General features: G+C 48.5%; 10 protein-coding genes. 5 read left to right on the plus strand and 5 right to left on the minus strand.

The annotated features are described in order from the left end of the window. The first annotated feature begins 94 nt into the window (after nucleotides 1-94). Entirely contained in the window at nucleotides 95-1606 is a 1512-nt protein-coding gene (locus E5355_RS00295; protein ID WP_136008689.1) for a GH3 auxin-responsive promoter family protein, read from the plus strand. A 19-nt stretch (nucleotides 1607-1625) separates the two neighbouring features. Here E5355_RS00295 and mnmA read toward each other — a convergent pair whose 3' ends face one another. Further along, nucleotides 1626-2681: a tRNA 2-thiouridine(34) synthase MnmA gene (mnmA, locus tag E5355_RS00300; RefSeq protein WP_136008690.1), complete on the minus strand. Its 1056-nt coding sequence runs from the start codon at nucleotides 2679-2681 to the stop codon at nucleotides 1626-1628. 125 nt (nucleotides 2682-2806) lie between these two features. Here mnmA and cysS point away from each other — a divergent pair, with 125 nt between their 5' ends. Then, entirely contained in the window at nucleotides 2807-4282 is a 1476-nt protein-coding gene (gene cysS, locus E5355_RS00305; protein WP_136008691.1) for a cysteine--tRNA ligase, read from the plus strand. A 351-nt stretch (nucleotides 4283-4633) separates the two neighbouring features. Here cysS and E5355_RS00310 read toward each other — a convergent pair whose 3' ends face one another. Further along, nucleotides 4634-6178 carry a sulfatase gene (locus tag E5355_RS00310; protein WP_136008692.1) on the minus strand — a complete coding sequence of 515 codons (1545 nt, stop codon included), beginning with the start codon at nucleotides 6176-6178 and terminating at the stop codon, nucleotides 4634-4636. Next, nucleotides 6175-7374: a glycoside hydrolase family 88 protein gene (locus tag E5355_RS00315; protein ID WP_136008693.1), complete on the minus strand. Its 1200-nt coding sequence runs from the start codon at nucleotides 7372-7374 to the stop codon at nucleotides 6175-6177. The genes E5355_RS00310 and E5355_RS00315 overlap by 4 nt, the downstream gene beginning before the upstream one ends. Before the next feature lie 172 nt (nucleotides 7375-7546). Between E5355_RS00315 and E5355_RS00320 the strand changes: the two genes are divergently transcribed. After that, entirely contained in the window at nucleotides 7547-7990 is a 444-nt protein-coding gene (locus E5355_RS00320) for a PaaI family thioesterase (protein WP_136008694.1), read from the plus strand. Here E5355_RS00320 and E5355_RS00325 read toward each other — a convergent pair. Next, a complete protein-coding gene (locus E5355_RS00325) occupies nucleotides 7935-8843 on the minus strand; it encodes a DUF3108 domain-containing protein (protein ID WP_136008695.1) in 909 nt (302 codons plus the stop codon). The two genes, E5355_RS00320 and E5355_RS00325, sit on opposite strands and share 56 nt — an antisense overlap. Beyond that, nucleotides 8764-10740 carry an Ig-like domain-containing domain gene (locus E5355_RS00330; RefSeq protein WP_210434508.1) on the minus strand — a complete coding sequence of 659 codons (1977 nt, stop codon included), beginning with the start codon at nucleotides 10738-10740 and terminating at the stop codon, nucleotides 8764-8766. Before E5355_RS00330 ends, E5355_RS00325 begins: the two co-directional genes overlap by 80 nt. 280 nt (nucleotides 10741-11020) lie before the next feature. Here E5355_RS00330 and E5355_RS00335 point away from each other — a divergent pair, with 280 nt between their 5' ends. Continuing rightward, nucleotides 11021-12196, plus strand: a complete 1176-nt coding sequence (locus tag E5355_RS00335) for an efflux RND transporter periplasmic adaptor subunit (protein ID WP_136008696.1) — start codon at nucleotides 11021-11023, stop codon at nucleotides 12194-12196. Nucleotides 12197-12299: 103 nt separating this feature from the next. Beyond that, complete coding sequence (locus E5355_RS00340; RefSeq protein WP_136008697.1) at nucleotides 12300-15716, plus strand: efflux RND transporter permease subunit; 3417 nt, start codon at nucleotides 12300-12302, stop codon at nucleotides 15714-15716. Nucleotide 15717: the final 1 nt, after the last annotated feature.

Below are 15717 nucleotides of genomic sequence, written 5' to 3' on the forward strand. Positions count from 1 at the left end.
AGGTCCGTAAAGATAGAAAAAAAAGAGAAAAAAGATAGAGATGCCGATAAATAAGATTATTTTTGCGGTTTAAAATAAGATTTCACAAAGAACGATGAATATTACACAGTTTCTGAATAAGGTATATTTTGCTCCCCGTCTGAAAGAAATCGAACAATACACCAGCCATGCAGGTGAATTGCAACAGCTTGTACTGCAACGTCTCGTCCGGACAGCGGCAAACACGGAGTGGGGAAAGAAGCACGACTATGCCTCTATCCGTACTTATGAAGATTTCAAGAAGCGCCTTCCCATACAAACTTACGAAGAAGTAAAACCTTATGTAACCCGCCTGCGTGCCGGTGAGCAGAATCTGCTTTGGCCTTCGGAAATACGTTGGTTTGCCAAATCATCGGGTACCACCAACGACAAGAGTAAGTTCCTGCCCGTCAGCCGGGAGTCCTTGCACGATACGCATTACAAGGGAGGCCGGGATGCCGTTGCCATCTATCTGGGACAGAATCCTGAAAGTCGTTTCTTTTCCGGTAAAGGGCTTATCCTTGGAGGCAGCCACGCTCCCAACCTGAACACCAACCACAGTCTTGTAGGCGACCTCTCCGCCATCCTCATAGAAAATATCAACCCGCTGGTAAACTTTGTCCGCGTACCCCGCAAACAAACGGCCTTGATGGAGCACTTCGAGCCCAAAATGGAGGCTATAGCCCGCGAAACCATCCATGCAAATGTCAGCAACCTTTCCGGAGTACCGTCCTGGATGCTTGTACTCATCAAGCATATACTGGAAAAGACGGGAAAACAGAGCCTCGAGGAAATATGGCCCAACTTGGAGGTATTCTTCCACGGCGGCGTTGCCTTCACTCCCTACCGCGAGCAATACAAAGATGTCATCCGCAGCAGCAAGATGCATTATGTAGAGACTTACAACGCATCCGAAGGTTACTTCGGCACGCAGAACGACCCTGCAGACCCTGCCATGTTACTGATGATTGACTACGGCATCTTCTACGAATTCATCCCACTGGAAGATGTAGGCAAGGAGAATCCGAACACTTTCTGCCTCGAAGAGGTGGAACTGAACAAGAACTACGCCATGGTAATCTCCACTTCTGCCGGTTTGTGGCGATATATGATTGGGGATACGGTGAAGTTCACGTCGAAACATCCCTATAAGTTCGTCATCACCGGACGCACCAAGCACTTTATCAACGCGTTCGGCGAGGAGCTGATTGTGGATAATGCGGAAAGAGGACTTGCCAGGGCATGTGCCGAGACCGGTGCACAGGTAGTGGATTACTCTGCTGCTCCCGTGTTTATGGACAAGCATGCCAAATGCCGCCACCAGTGGCTGATAGAGTTTGCACAAATGCCGGACAGCCTGGAGAAGTTCGCCAAAGTATTGGACGACACCCTGAAAGAGGTGAACTCCGACTACGAAGCTAAAAGGCAGAATAATCTGGCGCTGCAACCGCTGGAAGTCATCGTCGCCCGTCCCAACCTCTTCCACGACTGGCTGGACAGCAAGGGTAAACTCGGCGGGCAGCATAAGGTGCCACGGCTCAGCAATACGAGGGAGTATATAGAGGAGATGCTGAAGCTGAACGAATAACAAAATATGAAGGCAGATTTTATCCCAAAATAATTCCACCGCCCAGCAGCAGCCCACTTTCATCATAGAAAGCCGCTGCCTGCCCCGGTGCAATAGATTCCAGCGGCTCTAACAGGCGGACATGCAGCAATCCCTCCACTGTGAGACTTACCTTACAGTGGTTTGCCTGCTTACGATAGCGTATCTTCACAATAACCTCGTCTGCACCCAGCACGCGACTGTTATCCACCAGGTTCCACTCTCCCAGCCACATTTCCTGCTTGTAGAGAGAAGAAAGCGGGGCTAGAACGACTTCATTGGTCTCCACTCTTGTCTCTTTCACAAAAACAGCTTTGTTCAAATGGATGCCCAAGCCCCTACGTTGCCCTACGGTATAAAACGGATACCCCTCATGCCATCCCAAGAAATCTCCCTTTTCATCGACGAATCTACCTTTACCGGGTAATAGTGTTTCGGGGACTTCACGCTTCAGAAAGGAACGGTAATCCAAAGGGCAAAAGCACACACCTATACTGTCTTTCTTCGCAGCCACCTGCCCGAAACCACGCTCCGCCGCATACGAGCGCGCCTCATTTTTCGTAATATCTCCCATCGGAAGCAACATACGCCGCAGAATATCCTGCTTCAACCCCCACAGAAAGAAGGTCTGGTCTTTATCCTTATCTGCGGCAGGAGCTATGTAATACTTTCCTCCAGACAAGACTTTGCGCACATAATGTCCGGTAGAAATCCAATAAATCCCCTTTTCATCGGCTATTTTAGCCAACAGTGCCCACTTCAGTTCATTATTGCATACTGTGCAAGGAACGGGAGTACGCCCCCTCAGATACTCTTCCACAAAATAGCGGATAATACGCGAACGGAAAAGCTCGCGTGCATCATAGGCGATGTGTTTCATCCCCAGCTTCAGGGCCAGAGCCCGTGCATCTTCCAGATACCCGATTTCATCCCCTGCCTCATAGAAACGGAAAGTCACGCCAGTCACCTCATAACCGGCTTCCTGCAACCTCATGGCGGCCACGGAACTATCCGTACCGCCGCTCATGCCAAGCAATACACGTTTATCTGACTTCATGGATACAAAAGTAATAAACGAAGGTGAAATCCGCTGCATTTACTCTTATAAAACAGAATATCATTATAGATTTTCACAGATTTATTATACCTTTGTACTCCTAAAAGAACTAATAATCAACTGTTATGGAACATCAACTGACCATTTACAACACTTTAAATAGAAAAAAAGAGCTGTTTGTACCGCTGCATGCACCGCATGTAGGCATGTATGTCTGCGGACCGACCGTGTACGGTGACCCGCATTTGGGACATGCACGCCCTGCCATCACTTTCGACCTGCTGTTCCGCTACCTGACGCACATCGGCTACAAGGTGCGCTATGTCCGCAACATTACCGACGTGGGCCATCTGGAGCACGATGCCGACGAAGGAGAGGACAAGATTGCCAAGAAAGCACGTCTGGAGCAACTGGAGCCAATGGAAGTGGCGCAATACTACATCAATCGCTACCACAAGGCAATGGATGCATTGAATGTGCTGTCGCCCAGCATTGAACCGCATGCCAGCGGCCACATCATCGAGCAGATAGAACTTGTAAAGGAGATTTTGAAGAACGGATATGCCTACGAAAGTGAAGGCTCCGTTTATTTCGATGTAGAAAAATACAATAAAGACCATCACTACGGCAAGCTCTCCGGACGCAACCTGGATGATGTTCTCAACACAACCCGCGAACTGGACGGACAGAGCGAGAAGCACAACCCCGCAGACTTTGCCCTCTGGAAATGTGCGCAACCGGAACACATCATGCGCTGGCCCAGCCCGTGGAGCGACGGCTTCCCCGGCTGGCACGCCGAATGTACAGCCATGGGAAAGAAATACTTGGGCGAGCACTTCGACATTCATGGCGGCGGCATGGACCTTATCTTCCCGCATCACGAATGCGAGATTGCACAATCCGTAGCTTCCCAAGGGGAAGATATGGTACATTATTGGATGCACAATAATATGCTGACCGTGAACGGACAGAAAATGGGTAAGTCTTATGGTAACTTCATCACATTGGAAGAGCTCTTCAAAGGCACACACCCCATGCTGGAGCAAGCCTACAGCCCAATGACCATTCGCTTCTTCACCCTGCAAGCCCACTACCGCAGTACGGTAGACTTCAGCAATGAAGCTCTGCAAGCCGCTGAAAAAGGGCTGGCAAGACTGATGGATGCTGTACATGGACTGGACAAGATTACCCCTGCTTCAATCTCTACCATAGACGTGAAATCTCTGCGTGCCAAGTGTTACGAAGCCATGAATGATGACTTGAACTCACCGATTGTCATCGCCCACCTCTTCGACGGCGCCAAGATGGTAAACAATATCCTGGCAGGAAACGATTCCATCACAGCCGAAGACCTGAAAGAATTGAAGGAAACCTTCTATCTTTTCTGCTTCGACATCTTAGGATTACAAGAAGGCAACGCCTCCAACGAGGAGCGTGAAGCCGCCTTCGGCAAAGTAGTGGACATGCTATTGGAAGAGCGTTCAAAAGCAAAAGCCAACAAAGATTGGGCTACATCCGATAAAATCCGTAATGAACTCACCGCACTCGGTTTCGAGATTAAGGACGGTAAGGACGGAAGCGAATGGAAGCTGAATAAATAACAAATGTATCACAACTCACCACAGATTTATACAGATTGAGGTAAGTTTTAGACAGAAGAACAAAAGAACATATTTTTCTCACTTTTGTTCTTCTGTTCTTTTGTCTGAACAATAGAATCTGGTGATTCTGCAGTGATTGCATATTTTGATATATGCTCGTTAGATTGGCAAAAACAAATACAAGCCCATAGTCTGTACTTCATCTCCATCCTTTACTTAAATACGTATTGGCAAATTTATTCCATTCTGAATCCAACAACCCGCTCCGACAAATAGTTCATTATCAGTCGAAGCGGGTCGCAGAAAAATGTTCAAGCAATTCATGGAGAATTATCTATAACCTGTATCCGATCAATAAGGTATCATATCCTTCAAGACACCTTCCTTATACCAAGGGTCATCAATCTCTTTCAATACTTTGCCCATCTCTGCGCAAAGGTCTTTTACGACTTCTTGGTTTTCTTCCAAAGCAAGGTTAGTCATCTGATACGGGTCCTTTTCATCGTCAAACAACAAACTTTTGACCAGTTTATGATTTTCGCGGTCAATGTAGAGCGCCAGCGTATAGCGCGCCGATTTAAAGCCGCGCGATGAAGGGAAATAGGAACAGACCATACCTTCCGCATCCTTCTCACCATCCAAGTTCTGAATATAGAGAGCACCGGTAGGACGTACAATATCTGCCTTTTCATCGAAGAAAAGCGGTGCATAATTGCGTCCCTGCACCTCGGCCGGAATGGAGTCGGCAAGACCGGCAAGGCCCAACAAGGTAGGCATGATGTCCGGCGAGGAAAGCATCAGGTCGTCCACACGGGGGGTAATCTTATCGGGGAAACGCACCAGGAAAGGAACGTTCATGGACTCGGAGTATGGGGAATTCTTCGGGTCTTCCGTATGCTGGCTGCACATGGTCTCTCCATGGTCGGAAGCAAACACGACAATGGTATTCTTGTCCAGTCCGAGTTCCTTCAAGGCATCGAGTATCTGACCGAAAGCACGGTCAACACCCGTCACAGAAGCAAAGTAGTAGCGTGCACTCTTCGCCTTGGGCATCTTGGGATTGGCATTCGGACGGACGAGCAAGCTGTCCAGAGGCTGGTCCTTATAGAGATTGAAATCTTCCTCCATACAGTCGTCCAAAGAACGGTACGGACTATGGGGAGGATTCATGCCTACCATGATGAAGAAAGGTTTCTTCGGGTCGCGTACATTTCCCTCGTTCTTCAGATAAGACACCACCTTGTCCGCTTCGTGTAACGGTGACCACTCACGTGGATCGTGGCGACGGCCTTCCGTATCCCAGTAATGCGGATTCTTGTGTTCGTCGAAGGTACCGTAAGAATACCAGTAATTGAACCCGTGACGACGTTCTTTCGGCGTATAGGCATCCCATGCAGGTACACGGTCTTCCACATACTGTCCGGGACGTTCGGGGTCGTTAGGGGTAGGAAAATCGGCATGCAGTTTACCAAAGTAGGCACAGTCATATCCGGCATTGCAGAATACATCGCTCACACACACAGCATCCTCACGCAAGGAGCTGATGGGACGGTTCGAATTGCAATTCAATGGAATACCACTCTTATTAGGATACATTCCCGTCAATAGAGAACCACGGTGGGGGCTGCTCAACGGGCAGTTACTCATGGCAGATGTCAATACTACCGACTCCCGGGCAAAATCATTCAAACGCGGGGTGTGCACCGGGTCATTCCGAAAGTTCACTTTCTCGCGAAAACCTTCCTGACCCCAGAACTCCATCGCCTGGTTACGGTATTGGTCGGGAAAAACGTAAATGACATTCGGCCGGACGGCTTGTTCCGCTTGCGGGACTTTACAACCCTGCAAGGCGAACAAGCCTAAACCACCTAACAAAATATTTAATTGAGTTTTCATTTTTCCAAATCTCTTTTACGCATCAATCCTTCCAGGAAGTAATAATCGGCATAGTTCAGCGGTACATCAATCTCCGCACCGTGGGGAATACTACCCACAGAGTGCATCAGGATAAAGTTACCATTGGTACCCACTTTGGCACGGTAGGAAGGAGAAGCGAGGCTTTCCATAATCCGGTCGGCAGTTTCTTTGTATCCCTTATCCGGCAGATAAGTGCTCAGCTCGTAAAGGGCGGATGCCGTGCAGGCAGCTGACGAAGCATCACGAGGTTCATTCGGGATATTGGGAGCGTCGTAATCCCAGTAGGGAACCAAGTCTTCCGGAAGATTCTTGTTGTTGAAGATAAAGTTGTAAATCTTTTCAGCCTGTCCCAAGTATCTGGCGTCGTGTGTATAGCGATAGCACATAGTGTAGCCGTACAAGGCCCACGCTTGTCCACGTGCCCAAGCAGACTCGTCGGCATAACCTTGTGCAGTCTGTCTCTTACGGACTTCACCGGTTTCGGGGTCATAATCCACCACATGATAGCAGCTGTTGTCCTCACGGAAATGGTTAGCCATAGTCGTATCGGCATGCTTCCGGGCTATGTTGTAAAAAGTGGAGTCGCCCGACAGTCTGGAAGCTTCGAACAGCAGTTCGAGATTCATCATATTATCAATGATAACGGGACATTTCCAGCCACGTTCAGCCTGCCATCCCTTGTCTGCATCCCACGACTGAAGTACGCCTGCAGCAGGGCGGAAACGGGTAGACAAGGATTTGGCCGTCTGTATAATGACCGGTTTGTACTCTTCCTTACCCGCAAAACGGTATCCGTTCAGGTAGCTGCAGCCAATCATAAAGCCTACATCATGATGCCAAGTGAGGTATTGTACCGAATCCAAATCCTCGGTATACTTCTCTGCTAACGGCAGCCACTTCCGGTCGCCGGTCAGCTCGTACATATGCCAGATATTACCAGAAAAGAAACCGGAACACCAATCGTCGATAGGTACATAGACAATGTTCCCATCCTTATCAATGGTGCGGGGATTAAGGATTTTACCGGATTTTTCGATAATGTCTGTCTGAATTGTCTCCTGAGCCACAGCATTATCAATGTTTTCTTGGATAAAGTTGCTTTCAGCCTGCTTTTGGCCTGCGCAACCTGCCAATACAAGAAGGGAGATTCCCAACGTAGTGAGGACTGTTTTCATAATAAGGGATTTATTTATTAAGAGTTTATGATTTTTCCTGCTGCAAAAGTAGAGCAAGTGTACAGATTTAACCTGCCTAAATAATTCAATTAATGGCCAAAATCGTTACTTTTGTGTCCGGAATTACATGTTTTCCACCCATTAATCATTAATTATTAACCATTACTCCCCCATGACCGCACAAGAATTTTTCAAAAACGACCGTTTCGCCACGAATGCAGGTGTAGAACTGATAGAAATAAAGGAAGGGTACAGCAAGGCACGCCTGGTTATCACAGCAGAACATCTCAATGCGGGAGGCCGTACACAAGGTGGCGTCCTCTTCACCCTTGCCGACCTGGCACTGGCAGCAGCAGCCAACTCTCACGGAGTATTGGCTTTCTCTCTTTCATCCACTATCACTTTCCTGCGCAGTAGCAGACCGGGCGATGTGCTGTATGCCGAAGCACGCGAACGCTACATCGGCCGCACCACCGGATATTACCAGATTGACGTCACCAACCAGGAAGGAAAACTGATTGCCACTTTCGAATCCAGTGTGTTTAGGAAAGGAGACAAGATTACTTTTTCCCTATCACAGACGTCATCGGATAGCGGTTGCCCCGGACACTCTTGAAGAACGCCTTGGCCGAACCGAAGTTCAGATACATGTCCAGACGGATGGGAAGGTGGTTCCTGTCGTCGGACACAAAGAAGGTGATGACCTCCTTCTCCTTACCTTTTTTATACTCTACGAAAGAAAATACCAAGCAGCGGTAAACGGTGTCGTTATTCGCCTTGACGTCCTCCTTACCGCGATAAATCAACGTCTGCTCTTCCACCCTGCGCCCCGTAGCCATGGGGAAGAGTATCTTCTGCCCTACCTTGTAATCCTTGGGGTCGTAGGAACGAGCCTGGGCCAGGATGCTCAGCATGTCGAAAATACAACGGCTATCGCTGTACTCCATCTCCTGCGGCTCGCGGACAGGATTATACCAGGTGCGTCGCTGTTTCACACTGGCTACACCGTCTTTATAGGAGAACCAAGCCTCGTCTACCGTGTGACGGCTCCCCTCCTCCGCCGCCTTACGGAAGTAAAGCGGCTCCAGCCGGTCGCTGACGTAGCAGGTCAGCGTGTCGCGCATCTTGAAGAAGAAGTCAGTTTTCTTGCTGCCCACGCTGAGCAAGTTGAAGCGAAAGGCCGGCTCGGAATGATAGGTCGTGGCGTTGGTGGTGAGACTGGCCAAGCCCACCTTCTTCCAGATGAATTTCCAGTTGAAATATAAGTCGTACATCACGTGCTCGCCCGACTGGAATGCCTCGTTTCGGGCGGCACACTGGGCTTGAACAGACTGGGAGATTCCCAAACAGCACATCCCCACCATCCACAGAACAAACAGCCGCTTCCACTTAATAGCTACGGCCCCTACCGCTGTTGCGATTGCCATTACGGTTATTTTTGTTCCTGCTTTGCTTTTTCTTGTCTTCATCCGGTTTTTGTTTTTTTAGTTCGTTCGGTTTCTGCCTATCCAGAGGCTTAGCCTTGATATCCCATTCCTGAGTCAAATCAAAGTTCGCTTTAAGCTCCAGAACCATCGGATAATAGTAAACCATTTCAGGCTGGCGCTTCTCGGCATAGTTTCCCGTATCCCAGACGCCATTCCCATTCGTATCATTTATCAGCCGCGCTCCATATTTGCCCGGATTGAGGAAATAGAAATCGGCTTTCCCATCCACCACCGGCACCGTGCGCAGCACTTTGTCCTGACCGTCCAGTAGTTCCACAAAAGCCAGAGAGTCCGCTCCATGCACATTAAAGAATATCTGCCCGTACTCTTCCAGCTTCTTGGCCTTGAAGTCCTTCTTTATCTTGTCGGAGAACAACCCGTACAACCCGCGTATGGCAGCAGAATCCACTTCAAATGTATAGCTTTCGCCGGGTGCCCATTCGGCAAACAGATTATAACGCTTCAAGTCCAAAGAGTCGCGCATAAAGTCGAACGGGATATCCTGCCACAACGAGTCCACTTTCAGTTTCAGATGGAAAGCGGTGGTATCTATGCTTGCCACCGGCTCCGTAAACGACAGAGTAAGATAATCGTATACATCGATTGCAGAAGGGGCATACACATCTACAGCCAGGAATTCCGTCGGCTCGGGCTCTTCCACCTCACCTTCCTTCAACTTCTTCTTTTTCTTCTCACGCTCCTTCTGTGCCTTTTCCTTCACCTCCTGTTTCTGTTTCTGCAGCTTGTCGTATGTCAGCTTAGCCAACACATTCAAAGTATCGGTACGGGGCACCAGTTGTTTCAAGCTATCCGTATACAAATAGGTGATACTCATTTTCAGGGAATCCTGCTTATAAAGCAAGGAATCCTTTATCCAATAATGAATCGTATCGTTCCGGCCGGTGGGCTGTTCTATAACAAACGCATCTTCCTCATTAAAGTTCAATCCTTTCAATAAAGGCAACGTGTCTGCCGGAGCAGTGAAATAGAGCGAAAACTTCTCCGGAGTCAACCGTTCGGCCTTCAAGAAACGTTGCGAGAAGGAAAGCTCCTTGAAAGCACGCAGCAGGACATCATCCGGAAGGTAGTGGGTATATTGACGTTCTACAATCGTATCTACTGTCAGCGAGTCTATCCAAGCCGTATCCTGGCGCATGCGCTCTTCCATGGAAGGAATGATGATGGAGTCATTGAAAGCTATCACTTCCGTCGGCTGGGAATAGGCAAAATTCTGGTCGGCATCCTGCAAGGCATAAATGCGATACTTGCCGGGAGCCACTCCACGGATAGAGAAACGTCCGCGACTGTCCGTACGCCCCACCCGTTCAAAAGGAAGTTTGGTAAAAGCGGAGTCGGCCAGATTGGCATGCAGACCGACCAGCATTCCTTTCACCGGTTCAAGATTGGCCACATTCAGTACTGTACCGGCCACAGCCATAGAGTCGAGACGGTCGCCCGTAGAGAAAGAATAGAAGAAATTCTCCAAGGGATTCCCCTCATTATTGTCCTGGATGGCATCACCAAAATCGAATGTATAAGTGGTATTGGCTTTCAATGTATCCTGCAGGGTGATGACCACCTTCTTCCCATTAGACTTAATTTCGGGCTGTTGCACCTGCGGAGGAGATATTACAATCTTCTCATTCGGCTTGTCAAGTTTGATAAATTCGTCGAACTCAATGGAAAGTTTATTTTTATTGCAATGGAGTGCGCCGGGCGCAGGAGTGCCGGAAATAAAACGCGGAGGAGTCTCATCATAAGGTCCTCCTTCAATGCGGCCCACACTGGCACAAGAATACAGCACGGCAGCTATGCCGACACCCCCCAACAACCTGCGGAAAAGCGGCTTCATTTTAGTATGGCGTTTACGTTCTAACATACTGCAAAAATAAAGGTTATCTACCAATTAGCGGTATGCTTTACAGTATTTTAATCAAAAAATGTCCTTGTTGCCCTCATCCATGTATAAAACATAGTTAAAAAAGGAAGAGTTTCACACCTTATATACTAAGAAAAGAATAATTTTGTAGACGAAAACTGAATGCTTACATTCAGTTTTCTTTTCCCCGCCTTGCTTTCTAAATCATGAATTGCACACAAAACAGCCTTTCAAAAGTCGAAAAAAGAAGAATATAAAATTATACAGAGAACAAAAGAGTATGAAGAGTAGATTAGTATTATTGGCATGTTGCCTGACACTGCTTAGCAGTTGTGGACAAGGCGACAAAGGAACGGGCAAAACTCCCGAATTTGCAGTGATTGAGGCAAAGACCACCACTGCCAACCTGACAAACAGCTACCCTGCCACTATCAAAGGCAAACAAGATGTGGAAATCCGCCCGATGGTAAGCGGTTTCATCACAAAATTGCACGTGGACGAAGGCGCGACAGTGCGTAAAGGACAAGTGTTGTTCAGCATCGACCCCGTACAGTATCAGGCAGCCGTAAATTCGGCCAAAGCTGCTGTTGAAACAGCCAAAGCTGCCGTAAACACACAAGAACTGACTGTAAACAACAAACGTGAACTGAACAAGAAGAACATCATCAGCGACTACGACTTGCAAATGGCCGAAAACCAGCTGGCACAAACAAAGGCGCAACTGGCACAAGCCAATGCCCAGTTGGTCAATGCCAAGAACAACTTGTCATACACCAGTGTAACCAGCCCCAGTGACGGCGTAGTAGGTAGCATCCCCTACCGCGTAGGTAGCCTGGTCAGTCCTTCCGTAGCCAGTCCGCTGACTACCGTTGCCGACATCTCCGAAATGTACGCCTACTTCTCTATGACCGAACGCCAACTCCTGTCACAGATTCGTGAAGGCGGCAGCATCAAAGAAATCTTAGAAAAGATGCCGGATGTACAATTGCAGCTCATCGACGGAACCATGTATGCCGACAGCGGCCGCGTAGAAACAATCAGCGGAGTCATAGACCAGGCTACCGGTTCTGTAACCATGCGTGCTCTTTTCCCCAACAAGCACAATGTACTGCGTAGTGGAAGTACCGGCAACGTCGTGTTTCCGAATCTAATGGAGAATGTCATCATGATACCACAATCTGCCACAACGGAAATTCAGGACAAAAAGTTCGTATTCGTCCTACAGCCGGACAACACCCTAAAGAATACCGAAATCAAAGTATTCAAACTGAATGACGGCAAGTATTATTACGTAACAGACGGCTTGAAAGCAGGCGAGAAAATCGTTATCGAAGGCGTGCAGAATCTAAAAGACGGACAGAGTATCACACCCATCACTCCCGCCGAGAAAGAAGCAGAATATCAGAAGGCCCTGAAAGACCAGAAAGAAGGCAATATTCAAACGGCATTCCAATAAAAGAATGAAAATTGAGAGAATGAAAAGCTGCTCACAACAGGCACAGCATTGATTCTTATCCCATTTTAATTCTTTAATTTTTAATTCTTTAATTTTTCATGAAATGAAATTAGATAGATTTATAAACCGTCCGGTACTGTCAACGGTAATCTCCATCCTGATAGTAATCCTGGGACTCATTGGTCTGGCCACACTACCTATCACACAATACCCGGACATTGCCCCTCCTACCGTTTCGGTACGTGCCACCTATCAGGGTGCCAATGCACAAACGGTATTGAACTCTGTCATTGCACCGTTAGAGGACCAAATCAATGGTGTGGAGAACATGATGTACATGACCTCCAATGCCGCAAACAACGGCTCTGCAGATATATCCATTTACTTTAAACAAGGCACCGACCCCGACATGGCTGCGGTCAACGTACAGAACCGTGTATCTATGGCACAAGGCTTGTTGCCGGCAGAAGTTACCAGAGTCGGCGTAACTACCCAGAAACGCCAAACCTCCATGTTGATGGTATTCTCCATCTATGATGAGAACGACCAGTACAACATCGAATTTCTAGAGAACTATGCCAACATCAACCTTATTCCGGAAATAAAGCGTGTAAACGGTGTGGGCGATGCCAATGTGCTCGGTCAGGACTACTCCATGCGTATCTGGCTGAAACCGGACATCATGGCTCAATACAAATTGGTGCCCAACGACATTTCCGGCGTATTAGCGGAGCAGAACATAGAGGCGGCTCCCGGCCAGTTCGGCGAACGCGGCAAGCAGAGCTTCCAATACACCATCCGCTACAAAGGACGTCTGCAACAGCCCGAAGAGTTTGAGAATATCGTTGTCAAGGCACTTGAAAACGGTGAAGTACTCCGCCTGAAAGACATAGCGGACATAGAGCTGGGACGTTTGTCTTATAACTTCAACAATATGGTAAACGGACACAAGTCTGTGACCTGTATCGTTTACCAGATGGCCGGTTCCAATGCCACACAAACCATCAGTGACTTGGAAGAGGTACTTAACAATGCTTCCACGACTCTGCCTTCCGGATTGAAAATCAATATTGCCCAGAGTGCCAACGACTTCCTGTTTGCTTCTATCCACGAAGTTGTCAAGACATTGATCGAGGCATTTATCCTCGTATTCATCGTAGTATACATCTTCCTGCAGGATATGCGGTCTACACTGATTCCTTCCATAGCCATCCCGGTAGCTTTGATTGCAACTTTCTTCGTATTGAAACTGATTGGATTCAGTATCAACTTGCTGACCCTCTCGGCCATGGTGCTCGCTATTGCGATTGTGGTCGATGATGCCATAGTCGTTGTCGAGGGTGTCCATGCCAAGCTGGATCAAGGATACAAGTCGGCACGGACCGCATCCATCGATGCCATGAGCGAACTGGGCGGTGCCATCATCTCCATCACCTTGGTAATGATGTCCGTGTTTGTTCCGGTAAGCTTCATGGGCGGTACTGCCGGTACGTTCTACCGCCAGTTCGGTCTTACCATGGCGATTTCCATCGGTTTCTCGGCCCTGAACGCCTTGACGCTGAGTCCGGCCTTGTGCGCCATCTTCCTGAAACCGCACAACAGCGACACTACCGTGCAAGAACGGATGGGTGTTGCAGCCAAGGAGGCCCGCAAAATCATGATTGCCCGTTATGCAGATTCCATCGGTCGGATGATGCGTCCCAGCCTGACGCTGCTTTTCACTATCATTGCTATCTTAGGCATGATTTTCGGGCTATTCAGTTTCGAGAATCATCCCATACTTTGTATGGTTATGATTGTAATCAGCATCCTTGCACTGGCAGGCATGACCACCGACAAATTCAAGCACTCTTTCAATGCTTCCTACGATAACATTCTAGGCAAGTATAAAAAGCAAGTATTGCGTTTCATACAAAAGAAGTGGCTGTCGGGCAGTATTGTTGTAGGCTCCATCATTCTGCTGGTAGTCTTTATGAACATCACACCGACAGGTATGGTGCCCAATGAAGATACCGGTACCATTATGGGAGTAGTGACTCTTCCTCCAGGAACTTCACAAGAACGTGCCATGGAAGTGCTTAACCGTGTGGACAGTCTTGTTGCAGCCGATCCGGCAGTAGAATCGCGTACCGTAATCTCAGGTTTCAGTTTTATCGGAGGTCAGGGACCTTCTTACGGTTCGCTCATCATCAAACTGAAGAACTGGGAAGAACGTTCCACCATGCAGAATTCAACGGTGGTCTACGCTACACTCTTTATGCGTGCACAGAAAATCATCAAGGAAGCCCAGGTATTGTTCTTTGCTCCCCCTATGATTCCGGGGTACTCGGCATCCAGTGATATCGAGCTGAACATGCAGGATAAGACCGGTGGCGACCTGAACCACTTCTTCGACGTGGTGAACAACTATACCGCCGCCCTGGAAACTCGTCCGGAAATCAACTCCGCAAAAACCAGCTTCAACCCCAACTTCCCGCAATATATGCTGGATATCGATGCAGCCGCCTGCAAGAAAGCAGGTATCAGCCCAAGTGACATCCTCAGCACCATGCAGGGATATTTTGGAGGTATTTACGCTTCCAACTTCAACAGCTTCGGTAAAATGTATCGTGTAATGATTCAGGCAGAACCGAACGCAACCAAGAATCTGGAGTCGCTCTCCAGTATCAAGGTACGCAACGGCAACGAAATGGCTCCCATCACTCAGTTTGTATCTATCAAGAAGGTATACGGTCCTGATATCATCAGCCGTTTCAACCTTTATACATCCATGAAGGTAATGGTAGCTCCCGCCAACGGTTATACATCCGGCCAGGCACTGACAGCCATTGCAGAAGTAGCCAAGGAGAACCTGCCTGCAGGCTTTGCCTACGAACTTGGCGGTATGGCACGCGAAGAAGCCGAAACAAGCGGCAGTACCACGGGATTGATTTTTGTGCTCTGCTTCGTGTTCGTCTACCTGTTGCTAAGCGCGCAATATGAGAGCTACATCCTTCCGCTCTCCGTATTGCTCTCCGTGCCGTTCGGTTTGCTAGGCAGCTTCTTGTTTGTCAGCGGCATCGGTTCATTGGGCAACATTCCTGCACTGAAAATGATTCTGGGCACCATGTCCAACGACATCTATATGCAGATTGCCCTTATCATGCTGATGGGTCTGTTGGCCAAAAACGCCATCTTGATTGTAGAGTTCGCCCTCGACCGCCGCAAGATGGGCATGAGCATCACGTGGGCTGCCGTGCTGGGTGCAGGTGCCCGTCTGCGTCCTATCCTGATGACATCGTTGGCAATGATTGTCGGCCTGCTTCCGTTGATGTTTGCTTCAGGCGCGGGTGCCAACGGTAACCGCACGCTGGGTACTTCAGCCATCGGCGGCATGTTAATCGGTATGATTCTGCAAATCTTCATAGTGCCCGCACTGTTCGTGGCATTCCAGTACCTGCAGGAGAAATTCAAGCCGATGGAATGGGAAGATGTGGACAACTCGGATGCAGAACCGGAGATTGAACAATATACAAAATAGT

This window comes from Bacteroides muris (ex Afrizal et al. 2022) (assembly GCF_004793475.1).
Taxonomy (GTDB): Bacteria; Bacteroidota; Bacteroidia; order Bacteroidales; family Bacteroidaceae; genus Bacteroides; species Bacteroides muris.